Below are 16,830 nucleotides of genomic sequence, written 5' to 3'. Positions count from 1 at the left end.
CCGTATTGCCCGGTTGGCATGATCACCCCTTACGATGCGAGGCACGCACCCGTCCCCCTCGTACCGTCGCCCCTCGTACCGCCGGCCCTCGGAGAGGCTCAGCCGATGATCAACACCCGCACCGGAAGCAGGCGCCGCCGCTTCATGGGTGCGGGTGCGGGCGGGGCGCTGCTGGGGGTGCTGGTCGCGCTGCTGTTCTGTCTTCCGTCGGCCGTGGCGGCGGACGAGACCGTTGGCGCCGACGAGACTGTCGGGACCGCCGTGGCCGCCGGGGCCGAGGTCGTCGCGAACGACGCCGGACACGGCGGCCGGACTCCGGGGTGCGGGCGCGGCGACCGGGACGATACGGGCACCCCGCCCCTCACCCCCGCGCGCGGCAACTCCGTCCATGAACTGCTGCCCGCGCTGCACGACGCCCGCGACATCGCCGGCGCGTGGGGCGTCGCTCAGGCCGTACTCGCCGTGACGCCCGACCGCGGGCCGTCTCCGGTCGCCGCGCCGTCTCCGGTCGATCTCTCCGTACTGCGCGTATAGGGCCTGGCTGCCTCCGACCCTTTCGTCCCCCTTTTTTTCGTGGATCGCAACGGAGAGCCGCATACCCATGTCCGCACAGCCTTCCCGCATGTCCTCCCGCCGTGCCCTCGTCATCGGCGCCGGAGTCGTGGCCGCCGCCACCCTGCTCGGCGTCGTCTCGTACACCACCACCAAGCCCGACACCGCCAACCGCGTCGCGACCGGGGACGGCCCGGTCACCGAGGTCTCCGCAGAGCCGCAGGACCCGCGGGAGCCTCGGGAGCCGCAGGCCGGGGTCTATCCCGAGCTGGCGAAGCTCGCCCGCCGTGACGAAGCGGACCCGCTCGCCGTCGGCCGAGCGGACGCGCCGGTCGTCATGGTCGAGTACGCCGACTTCAAGTGCGGCTACTGCGGCCAGTTCGCCCGCGACACCGAGCCCGGCCTCGTCGAGAAGTACGTCAAGAACGGCACCCTGCGCATCGAGTGGCGCAACTACGCGATCTTCGGCAAGGAGTCGGAGACCGCCGCGCGCGCCGGCTGGGCCGCCGGACAGCAGGGCCGCTTCTGGGAGTTCCACTCGGCCGCGTACGCCGAGGGGTCGAAGGAGAAGGGCTTCGGCGCCGACCGGCTCGACGCGCTCGCCCGGGAGGCCGGAGTGAAGGACCTCGACCGGTTCAGGCGCGACCGCGCCGGGGACGCCGCCGCGGCGGCCGTACGGAAGGACCAGGAGGAGGCATACGGCCTCGGCGCCACCTCCACGCCGTCCTTCCTCATCAACGGCCGGCCCATCGCGGGCGCGCAGCCGGTGGAGACCTTCACGCAGGCCATCGAGTCGGCGAAGGCCGCGGCGAAGGGCGCCCCCGAGGCCGCTTCCGAAGGTGCTTCCGAGGGGGCTCCCGAGGTCGAAAAGGGTGGCAGGGCAGGTACGGACGGCAAGGGGGACCAGTGACCGACATCGGGTATCCGGTCGCCCTGCTCGGCGGTCTCCTCGCACTGCTCAGCCCGTGCAGCGCCCTGCTCCTGCCCGCGTTCTTCGCGTACTCCATCGACTCGGCCGGCCGGCTCCTGGCCCGTACCGGCATCTTCTATCTCGGCCTGGCGACCATGCTCGTCCCGCTGGGCGCCGCCGGTTCCTTCGCCGGCCGGCTGTTCTACGGCCACCGCGATCTGCTGGTCGCCGTCGGAGGCTGGCTGATCATCGCGCTCGGGGTCGCCCAGATCCTCGGCATGGGCTTCGCCTCGCGTCGTATGGCCGCGCTGTCGGGCCGGATCCGGTCGACGACCGCGCTGTCCGTGTACGCCCTCGGTCTGGTCTACGGGCTCGCCGGCTTCTGCGCGGGCCCGATCCTCGGCAGCGTGCTGACCGTGGCCGCGCTGAGCGGCAGTCCGGTCTACGGCGGACTGCTGCTCGCGGTGTACGCGCTGGGCATGGCCGTACCGCTCTTCCTGCTCGCCCTGCTCTGGGAGCGGTTCGATCTCGGCGGGCGGCGGTGGCTGCGTGGCCGGGCCTTCCGGCTCGGACGCTTCGAACTGCACACGACCTCGCTGCTCTCGGGGCTCTTCTTCATCGTCATGGGCGCGGTCTTCCTCGTCTTCGACGGGACGACGGCGCTGCCGGGGCTGCTCTCGGTCGACGACTCCTTCGCGACCGAACAGTGGGCGCGCGGGGTCGGGGCGGCGGTCCCGGACTGGGCGCTGCTGAGCGGGGTGGTGCTGGTGGTGGCGGTGATCACACTGATGCGCCTGCTCCACGGACGCGACGACCGCGACGACCGGGAGGGAGAGGGAAGGGACGAGCGTGACAAGCGGGCCGAGCCGGCCCGTACCGAGACCGGGGCATGAGAAACCCCCCGCCGACGATCTCGGTGGGGGGCTACCGCCCTTACGGGCCGAAGTGGCTGGGGCCGGGATCGAACCGGCGACCTATCGCTTTTCAGGCGATCGCTCGTACCAACTGAGCTACCCAGCCACGCAACCTCGACGGCTGCAGCGGTCCTGACGGGATTTGAACCCGCGGCCTCCACCTTGACAGGGTGGCGAGCACTCCAAACTGCTCCACAGGACCAAGCAATGTGCGAGCACCAGTCTCGCACACAGTGTTGCGTGCCCCCAACGGGATTCGAACCCGAAAGCGTTACCTTGCTGACCTGCGGAGATCCGCGAGAGCTGGGTAACTACGCCCGTTTGCGTCCGCCTGAGTCTAGCTCTATCCTCCTCGATCCTGCCCCCGTGCTGACATGTCAGCACGGGGCGGTATGCAGTTGTGATTGCAAATCTCAGGTCTCTGGGGTGGCGCGAGACGCCCATGATCCCAGGATTCTGCGTCGATGTCGCCGTGTTCCGAAGCGTGATGGGCGTGAAGTGATTGTTGTCGTGTGGATCTCACCACTGCCCGAGAGTGCGCCGAGCGCTGGGGCCTCAATCCGGCGACCGTCCGGCGGGTCCTTGCCCCGCTTGACCCTGTCGACCGTGATCCCGTTACTGACGCCATGCGCTACGACCGGGCGGCGGCCGACGCTGCCCGCGATGAGCGACCCGGCCGTGGGTATCGCGCTGACCTGGCTGCCGAGATCGTTGCACCCGAGGACTTCTTGCGCCTCACCAATGACGACACGATTCCGGCCGAGCACCGCGCGCTGTGGGCGCTGCTGTGGGAAGGGGGCCTCCGAACCGGCGATGCCATTGCTCTTGATGTGCGCGATGTCGACCTTGACGAGCACAAGGTCAGCGTGGACTACCCCAAGAGTGAGAGGGACGAGCGCACGATCCCCCTCAGAGACCAGACCGGCCCGAACTGGAGAAGGCTCTCGCCCTGGCCCACCAGTTCAAAGCAGCGGCAGGCCGTCGATCAGGTGCAGTCGAGCAGACCCTGGAACGAGACCGTCCCCACCCATCAGCCATCACTCTCCGTCCATCGCATCTGACGCGAGAATTTCGCATCAGATGCGACCCGGGGGCGTCTTCGCAGTTCAATCGCTCGATGGAGTGAGATCTGCAGATGCCCACTGACAAACGCGGCCGGACGAGCAGGTCTTCGAGGCGATGATCAAGGGCTGGCGCAACCAGCAGCTCGCCCGGAATCTCTCGCCGGGATACGTCAATGACCAGGAACGCACGGTCCGGTCCTTCACCCGGCATGCCGACGTGATGCCGTGGCAGTGGACGCCACAGCACGTCGACGAATGGTCGGCCGATCTGCGAGCCGTGCACGGCTGCGTCCGTTCCACCCTGCGCAACTACCAGGGTTCAGTGCGGCAGTTCTGCGACTTCCTGACCAACCCCGCCTATGGCTGGGGCGACGAGTGCCTGCGGCACTTCGGGACCCACCCAGTTCAAGTGGTCTACGACTGGAACGCCGCGACGCACGCCGATGAAGCCGAGGGCGAGCCGGAACGCCGAGCTTTCTCCCGGCCCGAGCTGGAGGCATTCTTCGACCACGCCGACGAGGAAGTCCTGCGTGTTCGCGGCAAGGGCCGCAAGGGCTGGTTGCCGGCCTTCCGGGACGCCGCCTTGTTCAAGGTCGCATACGCCTACGGCCTGCGCCGCAACGAGACCCGGATGCTTGATCTCACCGACTTCGGCCGCAATCCGCAAGGCCGGGAGTTTGGCGAGTACGGCACTCTGCTGGTCCGCTACGGCAAGGCCAAGAAGGGCTCGCCGCCCAAGCGTCGCGGCGTGCTGACCGTCTGGCACTGGACGCCCGGCACCATCGATGAATGGATCAGCGAGGTCCGGCCCGGGATGCGGCACTCGCCCAGCCGGGCCCTCTGGCCGTCCGAGCGAGGTCCGCGGATCGGGCTCCAGCGGCTGGACTCCCGATTCGCCGCCTACCGGGACGCCGCCGGCCTGGACCCCGCGCTGGAGTTCCACTCGCTGCGCAGGTCCTACATCACCCACCTGATCGAGGACGGCCACGACCCGCTGTTCGTCCAGCAGCAGGTCGGCCACGACCACGCCTCAACCACCGCGATTTACAGCTGCGTCTCCTCCGACTTCCGCACCCGCTCCCTGCGACGCGTCCTGGGCGCCACCATCGAGGCCGCTCTGCGGCCGGGAAGGACCTCCTGATGCCACGCCAGATCAGCTACCGGTGGCGCCTGCGCATGCTGATGGCCGCCCGCGGCATGTTCACCGTCGCCGAGCTCATGCCACACCTGACCGAACGCGGCATCACGCTATCCGCCTCCCAGGTCCACCGCCTGGTCTCCGGCACACCCGAACGACTGTCCCTGCCGGTGCTGGCCACCCTCTGCGACATCCTCGACTGCACACCCACCGACCTGATCGCTACCTCGGCCCAGAACCTCCCAGCCCGTCGCACCGCCGGCGAAGAAGCTCCGATCAACCTCGCCGCCCGCCGACCCACGCGGGTCCGGCTGACGCCCGAGGGCTGAGCAGTGACGCCGGAGGAGTACGAGCGGTGGCATGTCCGGAACTGCGCACGCTGCGGCCGTCGGGCGGCGAAGTCGGCGGAGTGGTCGGACGGCCCGATCTGCCGGACCTGTTACGAGGGTGTTTCCTGGTGCAGTCCGTCATGGGTGAGCGGGATGGTGCCGGTGGCCAGGCCCCGGAGAAGCCGGACGACGTTCGGGTTGCGGAGCCAGATCAGGCGGCTCTTCGGCCGGTCCGTCTCCAGCAGGGCGGTAACCAGTGGTTGCAGTGAAGGAGCGACACGGCCGGTGCCGTCGTTGAGGAGTCGGCCGAGGGTGTCGGCGAGCGTGCAGGGTTCACAGAGGCGCCCGCCGAGGAGTACCCCCTCGAAGCCACAGCAGTCGCAGAAGAAGTCGCGGACGATCCCCGCGCAGTCACGGCAGATCGGTGTGCCGGCGGCATCCCGACCCGGCAGCAGTCGGTCGGCTCGGCAGCCGGGGCAGCGGCCGCGGACGCGCACCGCACAGCTCATGCTCTATCAGCGTTGGCTGACCGAACGGCTCGCCGTCATCGAGGACCCCGAACACCGTCGGCTCCTACAGCACTTCGCGACCTGGCACCAGATGCGGCGCCTGCGGAACAAGGCGGAGAAGGGGCCACTGGGACGCTCCCAGACCAACCAGGCGAAACAGGAGGTCACCCAGGCCGGCGTCTTCCTCGCCTGGCTCGCCGACCGAGGCCGCACCATCGAACACTGTCAGCAGGCCGACCTCGACGCCTGGCACACCGAGAAGCTGGCCACCCGGCGCCCGGCCCAGACGTTCCTGCGCTGGTGCATGAAGACGAGCCGGATGCCCCGCCTCACCCTGCCACCCCAGGTCATCAACCAGGACCAAGCGCCGCTGCACCAGCACCGCCGACTCGCCATTCTCCGGCGGACCCTCAACGACGACTCCCTGCCGCTCCGAGCCCGGGTCGCCGCCGCGCTCGTTCTCCTCTACGCGCAACCCGTCTCCCGCATCGTCCGCCTCACTGTCGACGACGTCATCGACGACGGGACAATCGTCACCGTCCGGCTGGGAGATCCGCCCTCCCCGCTTCCGGAACCCGTCGCTGACCTCCTTCGGGCCTACAACCAGTCCCGCCAGCGCCAGCCCTACGCCAGCAGCAGAAGCTCGCAGTGGCTCTTCCCCGGCCGCCAGCCCGGACAGCCGATGAACCCGGTCAGCCTCCAGGTCCAACTGCGGAAGATTGGCGTCCCGCCGCAGCGCGGCAAAACCTCCGCGATCCGCCAACTCGTCCTCCAGGCCCCGGCCCCTGTCATCGCGAAAGCCCTCGGCTACCACGACAAGACCGCCACCCGCCTGGTCACCGAAGCCGGAGGCACCTGGAGCCGATACGCGCCCGGCGACCACCAGCGGTCGATCGGTCGACGACAACCTCTGGACGAAACAAATCCGCAAGGATAATCTGAAGTCAGAGATTTTCTTTGACTTCAAAACTGGGGGGTCCTTATGGCTACACCTGTGTTCGACCTCACCGCAGGCGACGCTGGCGGCCAGGTCGAGAGCTGGGAGGAACTGCGGCACGCCGTCGAGGAGTCTGGCGGCGTTCTTCGTGTCGTCATGTGGCTTCTGCGTGACCTGGAGCAGGCCGGCCGCCTCGGCGTTCATGTCCGTGCCAGCATCAGTCGCCGTCTCGACGGTCTCGGACTCGCCCACCTGCCCGCCGATATCCCCGGTGAGCAGTACGCCGTCATCACTCTCTACAAGCGCGGCACTCCTGCTGCTGCTGTCGTAGACGCCGTGTTTCGCGACGGCAGCAGCAAGGCGGCCGAGGTCGCACTTCGCCGCATGAACACCTCGCGGGACGCTGAAAAGCTCCAGGTCATCACCGAGAAGGTGGAAGAACTCGCCAACATCCTCCTCGACGAGGAATAGGGCCGCCCCCAGTTCGGTCTCACGTTTACTCAACGTGAGACCGAACTTCCGGCTACAGGGAATACGCGACACCGCAACATGCGAGCCCACCAGTCCCAAGGCCGAACACCGCCAGATCCCGCAGCCGCTTCAAGCTGCCGATGAATTGCTTCAGCACCACCTCGTCCACGGGGCGCGGCAGTCGCCGCGGCTGCTTGACCGTCACCGTGCGGCGCATCGGCTGCTGACGGCTCGCGCGGCCCATGAACGGCTGATGCCGTTCAGGCACCCGGGCAAGTGCCGGGTCAAGGCGCATCTGCATCGGGGAGTCGCCGTCGTACTCCTCGGCGACCACCGCCCAGTCGTAGAAGCTGGAGACAGCTGCCAAGATCCGGTTCACCGTCGCCGGAGCGAGAAGACTGCCCGGCGCCTCCAGACCGGCGACCACCACCGTCAGGCCGAGCCGCTGGGCCGGCCGGCGCGACGGAGCCCGCCGCAAAAACGCCAGCAGCCGCAACGCATCCGGGCCCCCGAACTCGCGCCAGTCCATGCCCTCAGCAGCGAGGAAGGTGAAGAGACGCCGCAGGTCGTACGTGTACGCGCAGATCGTGTGCGGCGAGAAACCCCGGTCGACCAGATGATCCAGGAACCGGCGGGCCGCCGTGACCTGTTCGCCGTCGCCGTTGACCAACTGCACACGCCGTACGACACCACCGTCGCGTTCCTTGACCACCTGCACACCGACCTCCCCAAGCCTGCACTCAGGTGGCCCAACGAACCCCGGGGCGGCCACCGCCACGGCGCCGGTTCAGGCGTCACTCGAAGGTGTCCAGATAAGGAGATGCTGGGTCGCTACTCCTTCCAGCTCCCCGACCTGCCCGGCGGCCTGCGCCCCCTTCGCAATAAGAATGCCGACGACGACGAGTGAGCGCCCGGCGCGGGGGCCGGTCCGGGCGGATGGTCGCACCGTGTGTCAAGCGCCCGGACTGAGCCAGCCGTCGGTTCCTCCATGGCGCAGCTGTTCTCGCAAGCGCGCACCATCTGCAGCGGGCGATGCTCCGTAGAGGTGGCGGTAGTCGCGGGAGAAGTGGGGCGCGCTGCGGTAGCCGACCGCGGCGGCGGCCTGCGCTGCAGATTCCCCGAGGACGACTATGCGGTGACGGGCCTCACCGAGGCGAAGACGCTTGAGGTACTGCATGGGGGTCATGGAGGTCGCTTCTTTGAAGCGTCTGAACAACGTCGGCTGGCTGGTGCGAACCTCGGTGGCGAGCATGCTCATCGACCACGGCTCGGCCATTTGGTCGGTGAGAATGCGCACGGCGCGTGGAACGACGGGGTCGCCGTCGTCGACCGCTGCCAGGGCCCGGGGGGCCTGATCGGTCTGCAGGAGGCGCAGCACGATCTCCCGAGCAATCAGGGGCCCGAGGACGGGAATGTGCTCGGGCTCGTCGAGCAGGGTGACCAGCCTTGCGCAGGCGTCGGCCAGGGCGGGTGTCCATGTGCCGAGCCGGTCCATCCTTCCGGATGGCTGATCATTGCGCGGCATCGCGGCGGCGACCTCCCCGACGAGGGTCGGGGCCAGCTGCCAGCGGGCCGCCAGGAAGCCGCGCCGTGGATCTGTCTCGACGACACCCGCGACAACCGGGATGTCGACCGGCGTGATGATGAACCGGTCACGGCCCCAGGCCTGGTCGTCGTCGCCGACGATCGACCGTTTGCGTCCCGCGAGGACGACGGACAGTGACGGGGTGTAGCGCTGGTAGGCGAGTTCGGTCGGTGCGCCGACGTGGCTCAGCCGAAGCCCGAGCGCCTGCGCCCTCGCCGGGTTCCGCGCATGCCGCAGCACCGCCTCGGCCGCTCGATCGAGGCTCTGGGCAACAGACCGGTCCATACCGACATCCAACCTCATCCCCGCTGGTCGCACCGGAGACCGGATCCGGCAAGGAACTGATCGCGTCGGACAAGGTGCACGGTGACTGCGGGCAGGAGGATCGAGGCATGAGGACGAACGAAGATCTCCTGGCCTCCCTCAACGCCGACACCACGCTCGCCGGACGGACCGCGCTGGTCACCGGGTCGTCCGGCGGAATCGGTGAGGCCGTCGCCCGGGTCCTCGCCGCCTCTGGTGCCGAGGTCGTCGTCAGCGGCCGGGACGCCGAGCGGGCGCAAGGCGTGGTGCGTGCGATCGTCAAGGCCGGCGGGCGGGCACACGCGCTCACCGCGGACTTCAACGCCGAGCCGGCCGACATCCGGGCCTTCGCCGAGCGGGCCGAGGACGTACTCGGGGGATCCGTCGACATCCTGGTCAACAACGCTGGCGTGTACCCGGGTTCCTTCACCGAGACGGTCACCGATGACGAAATGCAGACTCTCTGGGCGACCAACATCCGTGCCCCGCACGTCCTCGTCGCCGCCCTCGCGCCGCGTATGGCCGAGCGCGGCTCCGGCGCCATCGTGAACATCGGCTCGTGGATGGCCCGGGTGGGCGTCCCCTACAAGGCTCTCTACCCGGCGACCAAGGCGGCAGTGGAGCAGCTGACCCGGGCGTGGGCAGCGGAGTACGGCACGCGCGGTGTCCGCGTGAACACCGTCGCACCGGGAGCGACTGCCACCCGGGGCAACTCAACGAAATCGGATCAGCTTGCCGAGATGGCGAAAGGCACTCCCGCAGGCTCTCCCGTACGCCCCGTCGACATCGCGTACGCGGTCCGGTTCCTCGCCTCCGACGAGGCGGTGTTCATCCACGGCGCAACGCTCGACGTCGACGGCGGGATCGCAGCCACGCGCCTGCACTGACCGAAGCCGAAGCCGACACGGCCTCCTGACCGCCAGGGCCGTGGTGTGGTTCCACGGTAGGGCACGCCGGTGACGGCAGGGTCAGAGGCGCTCGTCGCCGGGGGCGAGCAGGCTGGTCAGCTCCGAAATCGCCTCGGGGGAGGGGGTTGAGGAACATCGGAACGAAAATGGCGCTAAGCCCGTCGCGGGCCTGAGAGCGCTTTGACCTGGGGCTCTGTGGGGGCGGAGCCTTCGGCAGTCGTGTTGATCATTGACTGTCTGGAGGTCCGGGGTGCCGGTCGAGTTTCTGACGGATTCGCAGGCTGCGACGTACGCGGCGTATGACGTGGCGCCGTCGCGTACGGAGTTGGAGCGGTTCTTCTTCCTGGATGACGCGGATCGGGCGTTGATCGAGCCGAAGCGGCGGGCGTACAACCGGCTGGGCTTCGCGGCCCAGCTCACGACCGCGCGGTATCTCGGGGTGTTCCTGGACGACCCGACCGACGTGCCGGCGGAGGTCGCCGACTATCTCGCCGAGCAGCTCGGCATCGCGGACGCGTCGGTGCTGAAGACGTACGGCGATCGGGAGAACACCCGGCTCGATCACGTCCGTGAGCTGCGGCAGGTCCTGGAGTACACGGAGTTCGCCGAAGCGGAGACAGAGCTGCGGGTGTGGGTGGACGCGCGGGCCTGGACGACCGGGGAGGGCCCGAAGGCGCTGTTCGATGCGTCGGTGGGGTGGCTGCGCGAGCGGCGGGTGCTGCTGCCCGGGGTGACGACGCTGGCCCGGCTGATCGCCTCGGTGCGGGAGGCGGCGAACCAGAGGCTGTGGGAAACCCTCTACGGGCTGCTGAGCACTGGTCAGCGGGCCGTGCTCGATTCCCTGCTGACGGTGCCGCCGGGGGCCCGGGTGTCGGAGCTGGACCGGCTGCGGCGGGGACCGGTCCGGATCTCCGGGCCCCAGATGAAATGGGCACTCGCGCGGGCGGCGGAGATCGCCGACTTCGGGATGGCCGAGGTGGACGTGTCCGCGATACCGCCGCGGCGGCTGGCGGAGCTGTCGCGGTACGGGGTGGACGGCAAAGCATCGCTGCTGCGCCGCCACGGCGACTCGCGGCGCCTGGCTACGCTGCTGGCCACCGCGGTCGCGGCAAGCTGTTCCAGTACTGCGGCGCGCAGCAGCCGGCACAACGGCGCGATTCGCTGAACAAGGGCCGACACGGACCGGATGGGCTCTGGCTCCCAGCCAAGGAACGTGCGCAGCAAACTGTCCAGGTTGGCGGGCGCCGGTACAGACAGCTTGCCGCCCGCGCTCCTGAGGGAGCCCTCGAAGTGGACTGGATCCCGCGCTTCCTTGCCCCCGCGGAAAAGCCGCCAGGTGGTCCCGTTGGTGTAAAGGAGGTTCGGCAGATCACGCAGCCGCTCCCACTGGCGCTTGTTCTGCCCGGTGAAGGACTCTGGATCGATGTTCAGCCCGGGCTTCTTCACCTCGATGTAGCCGATGATCGCCCCGTCAACCTGTACTGCGTAGTCAGGGCGTACGCCGAGCTCGTCAAGTCGGGTCTCGTCATGCCACAGGACCTTTTTCAGTCCGTAGCAGCGACCAGCAGCCTGGAGGAGGTCCTCGATGGGTCGGCGTATCACCGCCTCGGGCCCGCCGGGGCCACTCAGCCTTTCTCTACAGGTCTTTCCGAAGTCCGAAACGGCGTCGGTGAGCCACCCATACTCCGATCCCCCCACAACACACCCCTAACGTCGGTATCTGTAAATGGATGATCACTCGGCCCACCTCCGCATGCAAGGTGACCTATCGCTCAAGGCACAGGGACAGGGCCATGATGGTGCATGTCCCGGTGCTCACGTGTGACACAACCTTCCCATGGGCCCTGATTACCGCTGCCAAGCTCTGCAGGAGCCCGATCAGCCTTTGGGTGGTCCTTCTGCCAGGGCACGCGCGCGCCGGGGAGATCCCCGAGTTTTCGATGATCACAGCTTGGCCGTAGAGGCAATCATGTCGTCGTAAAAGCAGTCCACGACGGTGGATATGAGAGCCCAGGAGGCGCCCTGCGGCCCGGCCCACTCGGGCCCTGGCACCTGGAGCGGCAGCCGCAGCAAGAAGCCGAAGATCTACCAGAGCGGGCAGCAGGCGCTACTCACTCCCTGGTCTCCCGGAGCGGCCAACGAGCACCTCACGCCGCGGAAACGCACTGTCCACTCGGACGGCCCCGCACCGTGCGGCACCACCCACAGGGCCATCGCCAGCACTCTGCGACGCAAGAGCTGGCCTCAGCCTCACTGTGTAGGCGTCGGGCGGGCGCTTTCCAGGAACTGGCGGGCGAGTTCGGTTAGGGGGTGGTCGGGCCCGTAGAGGTGTTCGCGGTCGGCGAGCACCCGGGCGAACATGGCAGCCGCCTCGGTGAGGTCGCCTGCGAGCAGGTGGGCGTAGGCGAGGTTGCTGCGTGCGGTGACGGTCTCGGAGTGGTCCGGTCCATAGACCCGCTCGTAGTCCGTGACGGCTCGCCGGTGCAGGCCGAGGGCCCTTTCCAGGTCGCCCGTCTCCCGGTAGGAGCTGGCCAGGTTCGCAAGGGCGTTGATGGTGTGCGGGTGATCGGGGCCGTGCAGGCGCTGCATGTTCGTCAGGTTCTGCTGGTGCAGGTCCCGCGCCCGTCCCGGCTCTCCCTGCAGGGCGTAGAGGTAGGCGAGGTTGGCGCGCGCGACGAGGGTGTCGGGGTGGTCTGGCCCGTGGATGCGTTCGTGGTCGGCGAGGTTTTGCCGGTGCCGCGGGGTGGCCGCCTCCAGGTCGCCGGCGGCGCGGTGGGCGCTGGCGAGGAAGCTGTGGGCCACGAGCGTGGCCGGGTGGTCGGGGCCCGCGAGACGTAGGTAGAGGTCTACCGCTCGCTGGGCGCACACGACTGCAGTGCTGGTGGGTCCGTCTCCCTGGAGGTACCCGGAGGCCGCCAGCAGGAGCCCGGCGGTACGCAAGTCCTCTTCTTCCGGCGGGGTTCGTTCGGTCAGGGCCAGCAGGTGGGGCAGGAGTTCGCGCCATCTGGGCCACCCGGGCACGTTGAACAGTGCGTTTTCCGGCAGGGCCTGTTCTAGCAGCAGGGCGGCCTGGTGGCGGGCGTCGGCGACGGCCTGGACGGTGCGGTGCGGGTCGGCCGGGTCCGGGATGCGCGCGACGGCCTGGACGAGGCGGTGGACGGTGATGGTCTGCCGGTTCAGGGTGATCATGCTGTAGCCGTGGAGAAGGGCCAGCGCATCGTCGAGGGCGAGAAGGTCGTCTCCCAGCCCGTCCAGGTTCGTGAGGACGTCGCGCGGCAGCGGGACGGGCGCCAGCCAGGCGAAGAGCCGCAGCAGGTTCCCGGCCAGCGGCTGCCGGGCCGTGATCGCCTGGAGGGACAGTTGCCAGATCCGGGCGACGGTCCGCTGGTCGTCAGCCTCTTGACCGCTCGCTGCAGCGGCGAACATGCGCCCCGGGTAACGGCGGAGCCGGTCGAGGTAGACGGCCGGGCTGATGGCCGTGGAATCGATGTACGCGGCGGCCTGCTCCAGGGCCAGGGGCAGGTGCCCCAGCTCCTCGGCGAGGCGTGCCAGCACATGCTCGTCGTCGGGGTCGTCCGGGTCGAGCAGGCGCATCAGCAGCTCCACCGAGGCGTCAGGAGGCAAGGTGTCGAGCGAGAGGGGCCGGGCCAGGCGGCGCCAGCCGGCGGTCCGTCGGCTGGTGATGATGTGGCGCCCCGTGGTCATACCCAGTACCGGCGTCAGGTCATGCGGGGACGCGGCGTCATCCAGCACCAGGAGCCAGTCTTGATGGGACTGCAGCCAGCCCAGGGCCCATTCGGCGCGCTCAGTGCTAGTCGCTGAGGCCAGATGCTGGTGGGGTGCGAGCCGTGAGGCCAGGCCCGCGAGCCCGTGGGTGAGACTGGAGGCGGAGTCGGCCCTGAGCCACCAAACGGGGTTGTACTGGTGGCGCTGTCGGTGGGCGACCTGCAGGGCCAGAGCGCTCTTGCCCATGCCGCCCAGGCCGTGCACGACCGGCGGCACGGACGGGCCGGTTTCTGCCAGCGCTGCCTCCAACCGGGCCAGTGGTTCGACGCGGTCGACGAAGTCGGGGTTGGACGGCGCGGGCAGGTTGGTGGTCCCCCGCGGCGCCGGAACCTCGGCGGGGAGCCGGACGGCACCGGCCGGGAGGTGGATGGTCCGGGCGTCGATCGTGGCGTGGTCGCCGGTCGAGACGATGCCGCTGTTTGCCCCGACAGCCGTCGCCCGCTCGCCGGACGCCTCGATGGAGTGCTGCTCGCTCACCGCTGGATGGTGGCGCCGTCGCCGGTGGAGACGATGCCGTTGTTCGTCTCGACCGCAACGGCACGGTCGCCGGAGGCAGTGAAGGAACGGGTGGGCAGGAGTTGGGCGAGTTCGGCAGCCAACGCGGTGTCCTCCCGCAGGATGCGCCGGATCTGCACGCGCAGCGCCGCCCGGGCGTCGTCGTCCTGCGGGTCGTCGGCCACTTCCTCGATCGCCTGCTCCAGCCCGGACCGGCTCTCCTCACGGCTCCACAGCCGCTGGAGGATGCGCTGGCCGAGAGAAACCGTCGCGTCCACGGCGGATTCCGATGTCCGGCTGACGACCGCACTTCCGTAGGCGGTCACTGCGGCAGTGGCGTACGGAACCATCTCGTTGACAGTGGCCAAGACATCCACAGCGTTCCCCTCCGTTGGCTCCCCTGAGCATGGCACGAGCGCCCCCACATGAGGGTCTGCTTCGGAGGAGGGCCACAGGACCTTACGGTGCGGGGCAACGATACGTTGGGCCGATGAGCACCTACACCGTGACGCTCGGCGAGCAAAGCGCGCGGGCGCGATCCCTCCAGGAAGCACAGGCCCTTGTGATGGAACACATCACCGACTTGGTGGCCCGCGACCCCGAAGCAGCCTCCCAGGGCGCCATGATGGCGAACCGCGCGTTCTCCGTCGGCACTGTCGCCCAAGCCCTGGACACCCACGGCAGCTGGCAGACCGTCGTCAGCGTCCAAGGCGAACAGGTCAAGATCTCGATCACCAAGCGACGCTGGTGGTCCCGCAGCCAGTGATGTTGGCATGTGAAGGGCCCCTCCCCGCTGTCCGGCCGCCGCACGCAGGCGCGCGAGGTCGGCAGTTCCCCGCCCAGAGCCGCCTGTGGCGCACCGCCGGGGCGGCAGGCCGACGTCCGGAGCAGCGGGCCGGACCATCGAGGGTTTCCTCCCGCGGGAAGAACGTGCCTTACTTGCCTGATCGGCATCTACACCGATTACCAGCAGTTTTGCTTGACAACCCTAGATAACGATCGCGGCCTTGCCGCGCTCCCGCCAGCGTCGGGCCAGCGCCTCAAGCTCGTCGCTCATCTCGGCGAGTTCGGCCGGGGTGAGGTCGAGCAGCCACTCGGAGCTGAAGGACGCGTCGGTCCACGCCTTCCCCCAGGCGGACTTCTGGTCGAGATACATGCGGTACTGGGAGACGCGGGTGTCGAAGATGCCTCGGGTCACTGCGCCGACGGCGGCGGCGCCCTCGGGCGTGTCCGCAAAGTCCGAGTCGCGGAAGCCCCACCCCTCTTCAGATGCCACCTGCCACCACCGCTCGCGGCCGTCGGTCCCCTGGCCGCTCGCCTGGGTCACGAAGCCGTGCTCGGCCAGCTTGCGCAAGTGGTAGCTGATCAGCGAGGGCGTCTCGTCGACATGCTCGGCGAGCTGAGAGGCGGTCGCGGTGCCCGCGGCGTACAGCAGCCGGTACAGCTGCATCCGCAGCGGGTTCATGAACGCCCTCAACCGTGACAGGTCGGTGACCTGCTCAGGCTCGTGCTTCGGTCGCATGCACTCACCGTAGGTATGAAGTGAAAACTTCGCAATAACCGCTTCAGAATTGGACGGCCGAGCAACCCGGCTTCGGCGTAGGGGACTTGAGACAGCCCAGCCCGGCTCGACTTGACTGCCGCTAACGAGGTCAGCGCCGACTGTCTCCCGGGGCAAGCAAGCTGGTGACCTCGGCGATCGCCTCCGCCGAGGGGTGGAAATAGCGCCGTACGTTCTCCGGCTTCTTGTGCCGGGACTTGGCCATCAGCATCAGCAGGGAGGCTCCCTGCTCTCCTAGGTGGGTGAGGGCGGAATGGCGGTACTCGTGCAGGTCCCAGCCGGTCCCCGGTCCGCGCACGGCGGTGTGCTCATCGAGCAGGGCGCGGGCCTGGCCGTAGGAGAGGCGGGTCAGGCCGGTGTCCGGGCAGACGTCGCGCGGGCTGACGACCTTCCCTGGGCCGGGGCGGCGGTGGGTGACGAACACCGGTCCGCGTGTGCGGCCGCGCAGCAGGCGGGGAAGGAGCCGGGCGGTGCCGGCGTCCCAGTAGACGGTCTCCAGCACGAAGTCCTCGCGCGCCTGTCCGCGGCGGCGGGCCTTACTGCGGGCGCCCTTGGCCTTGACCGGGCATCGGCGGGCGGCGAGGTCCAGGTCCTCGATGTTCACGCCGAGGATCTCCTCGGACCGCCCGGCAGTCTCGTAGAGCATCCGCCACAGCGTCTTCTCCCGCAGGTGGACCTCGCGCCGGGCGATGAGCCGGTCCACGGCCATCTTCGAGCGGGCCGGGGTCTCGGAGTCTGGCACCGCCAGCCGCTTCGTCCAGGCCGGGACTGCCGGGCCGTCGTAGCCGTACTCCTCGCACCAGCCCAGCCATGACAGCACCGCCGCCCGGCGGGCGTTCCAGGTGTTGACCGCCGCGGTGCCCCACAGCAGCTCCAGAGCCTCGCCGATCTCGTCGTCCGCGACCGACCCCAGCGGGCGGGCCTCCCCGATCCGCTCGGCGATCTTGCCGACGCCGACTCCGTAGCTGCGGACGGTATTCGGGTTGCGGAGCGAGTCGAGGAAGGCGTCGGCCGCCGCGCGGACGGTCAACGCTTTCCCGGTCGGCAGTTGCACGACAGTGGGCACCGCTTCCCCCTTGCCACGGATAACAGGGCCGCTTCACGTACGGCCCGAAGAGCGTCACCGCAGGTGACGAACCAAGCTCCCGCAGATAATAGGGCGTTATCCGTGGAACAACTTCAGATCGGCCCACGACCGACGCACCGTCAGCCGCCCACCAGGGCCGACGACCGCTTAGCGCACGATCTGACATGGATGTTCCTCGACCCCCTAGAGGCCCGCGAGTTCAGGGAAACTGAAGCCTGTTCGGCGGGAACTCACGGGTTGGTCCGTGTGTATCAGCTGGGTGTATCCGTGGGTTCAGCGGA

17 protein-coding genes, 2 tRNA genes and 1 pseudogene are annotated in these 16,830 nt (G+C 69.0%); 11 read left to right on the top strand and 9 right to left on the bottom strand.

Annotation, left to right across the window (positions count from 1 at the left end; translation table 11 throughout):
* Window positions 1–105: 105 nt before the first annotated feature.
* The 3 genes from ACIRQP_RS23500 (at window position 106) to ACIRQP_RS23490 (ending at window position 2,355) form a co-directional block, all read left to right on the top strand.
* Entirely contained in the window at window positions 106–534 is a 429-nt protein-coding gene (locus tag ACIRQP_RS23500) for a hypothetical protein (RefSeq protein ID WP_403893094.1), read from the top strand.
* A gap of 88 nt (window positions 535–622) precedes the next feature.
* On the top strand, window positions 623–1,462 hold the full coding sequence (locus ACIRQP_RS23495) for a DsbA family protein (RefSeq protein ID WP_403893093.1): 840 nt from the start codon (window positions 623–625) through the stop codon (window positions 1,460–1,462).
* Entirely contained in the window at window positions 1,459–2,355 is an 897-nt protein-coding gene (locus tag ACIRQP_RS23490) for a cytochrome c biogenesis CcdA family protein (protein WP_403893092.1), read from the top strand. Before ACIRQP_RS23495 ends, ACIRQP_RS23490 begins: the two co-directional genes overlap by 4 nt.
* A gap of 53 nt (window positions 2,356–2,408) precedes the next feature.
* On the opposite strand, the gene ACIRQP_RS23485 is transcribed toward ACIRQP_RS23490, so the two are convergent.
* Together ACIRQP_RS23485 and ACIRQP_RS23480 are read right to left on the bottom strand one after the other, a co-directional pair.
* A tRNA-Phe gene (locus ACIRQP_RS23485) sits at window positions 2,409–2,482 on the bottom strand.
* A gap of 21 nt (window positions 2,483–2,503) precedes the next feature.
* A tRNA-Asp gene (locus ACIRQP_RS23480) sits at window positions 2,504–2,578 on the bottom strand.
* A 310-nt stretch (window positions 2,579–2,888) separates the two neighbouring features.
* Here ACIRQP_RS23480 and ACIRQP_RS23475 point away from each other — a divergent pair.
* The 3 genes from ACIRQP_RS23475 to ACIRQP_RS23465 all read left to right on the top strand — a co-directional run bounded on the left by ACIRQP_RS23475 (window position 2,889) and on the right by ACIRQP_RS23465 (window position 4,907).
* A complete protein-coding gene (locus ACIRQP_RS23475) occupies window positions 2,889–3,437 on the top strand; it encodes a tyrosine-type recombinase/integrase (RefSeq protein WP_403893091.1) in 549 nt (182 codons plus the stop codon).
* 118 nt (window positions 3,438–3,555) lie between these two features.
* Window positions 3,556–4,581, top strand: coding sequence for a tyrosine-type recombinase/integrase (locus ACIRQP_RS23470; RefSeq protein ID WP_403893090.1), 1,026 nt, complete (start codon window positions 3,556–3,558; stop codon window positions 4,579–4,581).
* The gene (locus ACIRQP_RS23465) at window positions 4,581–4,907 is read left to right on the top strand and encodes a helix-turn-helix domain-containing protein (protein WP_403893089.1); all 327 of its coding nucleotides are present in this window, start codon (window positions 4,581–4,583) and stop codon (window positions 4,905–4,907) included. Before ACIRQP_RS23470 ends, ACIRQP_RS23465 begins: the two co-directional genes overlap by 1 nt.
* Window positions 4,908–5,017: 110 nt before the next feature.
* Here the strand turns inward: ACIRQP_RS23465 and ACIRQP_RS23460 are convergent, their stop codons facing one another.
* A complete protein-coding gene (locus tag ACIRQP_RS23460) occupies window positions 5,018–5,416 on the bottom strand; it encodes a hypothetical protein (protein WP_403893088.1) in 399 nt (132 codons plus the stop codon).
* Here ACIRQP_RS23460 and ACIRQP_RS23455 point away from each other — a divergent pair.
* Both ACIRQP_RS23455 and ACIRQP_RS23450 read left to right on the top strand, forming a co-directional pair.
* Window positions 5,415–6,353, top strand: coding sequence for a hypothetical protein (locus ACIRQP_RS23455; RefSeq protein WP_403893087.1), 939 nt, complete (start codon window positions 5,415–5,417; stop codon window positions 6,351–6,353). The genes ACIRQP_RS23460 and ACIRQP_RS23455 overlap by 2 nt on opposite strands.
* A 57-nt stretch (window positions 6,354–6,410) precedes the next feature.
* Window positions 6,411–6,824, top strand: a complete 414-nt coding sequence (locus ACIRQP_RS23450; RefSeq protein WP_359688978.1) for a hypothetical protein — start codon at window positions 6,411–6,413, stop codon at window positions 6,822–6,824.
* Window positions 6,825–6,876: 52 nt separating this feature from the next.
* On the opposite strand, the gene ACIRQP_RS23445 is transcribed toward ACIRQP_RS23450, so the two are convergent.
* Both ACIRQP_RS23445 and ACIRQP_RS23440 read right to left on the bottom strand, forming a co-directional pair.
* Window positions 6,877–7,542 carry a site-specific integrase gene (locus ACIRQP_RS23445; RefSeq protein ID WP_403893086.1) on the bottom strand — a complete coding sequence of 222 codons (666 nt, stop codon included), beginning with the start codon at window positions 7,540–7,542 and terminating at the stop codon, window positions 6,877–6,879.
* 234 nt (window positions 7,543–7,776) lie between these two features.
* Window positions 7,777–8,694 (bottom strand): AraC family transcriptional regulator N-terminal domain-containing protein, encoded by a 918-nt coding sequence (locus tag ACIRQP_RS23440; protein ID WP_403893085.1) that lies wholly within the window; start codon window positions 8,692–8,694, stop codon window positions 7,777–7,779.
* Window positions 8,695–8,801: 107 nt separating this feature from the next.
* Between ACIRQP_RS23440 and ACIRQP_RS23435 the strand changes: the two genes are divergently transcribed.
* Complete coding sequence (locus ACIRQP_RS23435; protein WP_403893084.1) at window positions 8,802–9,599, top strand: SDR family NAD(P)-dependent oxidoreductase; 798 nt, start codon at window positions 8,802–8,804, stop codon at window positions 9,597–9,599.
* 271 nt (window positions 9,600–9,870) lie between these two features.
* A pseudogene (locus ACIRQP_RS23430) lies at window positions 9,871–10,725 on the top strand (DUF4158 domain-containing protein); the annotation flags it as partial.
* Window positions 10,726–11,870: 1,145 nt separating this feature from the next.
* Here the strand turns inward: ACIRQP_RS23430 and ACIRQP_RS23425 are convergent.
* On the bottom strand, window positions 11,871–13,883 hold the full coding sequence (locus ACIRQP_RS23425) for a tetratricopeptide repeat protein (RefSeq protein ID WP_403893083.1): 2,013 nt from the start codon (window positions 13,881–13,883) through the stop codon (window positions 11,871–11,873).
* Window positions 13,880–14,278: a hypothetical protein gene (locus ACIRQP_RS23420; protein ID WP_403893082.1), complete on the bottom strand. Its 399-nt coding sequence runs from the start codon at window positions 14,276–14,278 to the stop codon at window positions 13,880–13,882. The genes ACIRQP_RS23425 and ACIRQP_RS23420 overlap by 4 nt, the downstream gene beginning before the upstream one ends.
* Window positions 14,279–14,391: 113 nt before the next feature.
* Here ACIRQP_RS23420 and ACIRQP_RS23415 point away from each other — a divergent pair, with 113 nt between their 5' ends.
* Entirely contained in the window at window positions 14,392–14,667 is a 276-nt protein-coding gene (locus ACIRQP_RS23415) for a hypothetical protein (RefSeq protein WP_403893081.1), read from the top strand.
* Window positions 14,668–14,889: 222 nt separating this feature from the next.
* Here ACIRQP_RS23415 and ACIRQP_RS23410 read toward each other — a convergent pair whose 3' ends face one another.
* Both ACIRQP_RS23410 and ACIRQP_RS23405 read right to left on the bottom strand, forming a co-directional pair.
* Window positions 14,890–15,423, bottom strand: coding sequence for an ArsR/SmtB family transcription factor (locus ACIRQP_RS23410; protein WP_403893080.1), 534 nt, complete (start codon window positions 15,421–15,423; stop codon window positions 14,890–14,892).
* A gap of 130 nt (window positions 15,424–15,553) precedes the next feature.
* Entirely contained in the window at window positions 15,554–16,528 is a 975-nt protein-coding gene (locus ACIRQP_RS23405) for a tyrosine-type recombinase/integrase (RefSeq protein WP_403893079.1), read from the bottom strand.
* Window positions 16,529–16,830 lie beyond the last annotated feature (302 nt).

The sequence above is a fragment of the Streptomyces sp. NPDC102274 genome, assembly GCF_044766385.1.
GTDB lineage: Bacteria > Actinomycetota > Actinomycetes > Streptomycetales > Streptomycetaceae > Streptomyces.
Note: the sequence above shows the minus strand (reverse complement) of the source record. Positions and strands in the feature narration are given on the sequence as shown.

Coding starts and splice junctions, on each gene's coding strand:
- ACIRQP_RS23460 (WP_403893088.1), bottom strand. CDS start 5,416: ATGAGCTGTGCGGTGCGCGTCCGCGGCCGCTGCCCCGGCTGCCGAGCC.
- ACIRQP_RS23435 (WP_403893084.1), top strand. CDS start 8,802: ATGAGGACGAACGAAGATCTCCTGGCCTCCCTCAACGCCGACACCACG.
- ACIRQP_RS23410 (WP_403893080.1), bottom strand. CDS start 15,423: ATGCGACCGAAGCACGAGCCTGAGCAGGTCACCGACCTGTCACGGTTG.
- ACIRQP_RS23440 (WP_403893085.1), bottom strand. CDS start 8,694: ATGGACCGGTCTGTTGCCCAGAGCCTCGATCGAGCGGCCGAGGCGGTG.
- ACIRQP_RS23500 (WP_403893094.1), top strand. CDS start 106: ATGATCAACACCCGCACCGGAAGCAGGCGCCGCCGCTTCATGGGTGCG.
- ACIRQP_RS23495 (WP_403893093.1), top strand. CDS start 623: ATGTCCTCCCGCCGTGCCCTCGTCATCGGCGCCGGAGTCGTGGCCGCC.
- ACIRQP_RS23465 (WP_403893089.1), top strand. CDS start 4,581: ATGCCACGCCAGATCAGCTACCGGTGGCGCCTGCGCATGCTGATGGCC.
- ACIRQP_RS23415 (WP_403893081.1), top strand. CDS start 14,392: ATGAGCACCTACACCGTGACGCTCGGCGAGCAAAGCGCGCGGGCGCGA.
- ACIRQP_RS23470 (WP_403893090.1), top strand. CDS start 3,556: ATGATCAAGGGCTGGCGCAACCAGCAGCTCGCCCGGAATCTCTCGCCG.
- ACIRQP_RS23455 (WP_403893087.1), top strand. CDS start 5,415: ATGCTCTATCAGCGTTGGCTGACCGAACGGCTCGCCGTCATCGAGGAC.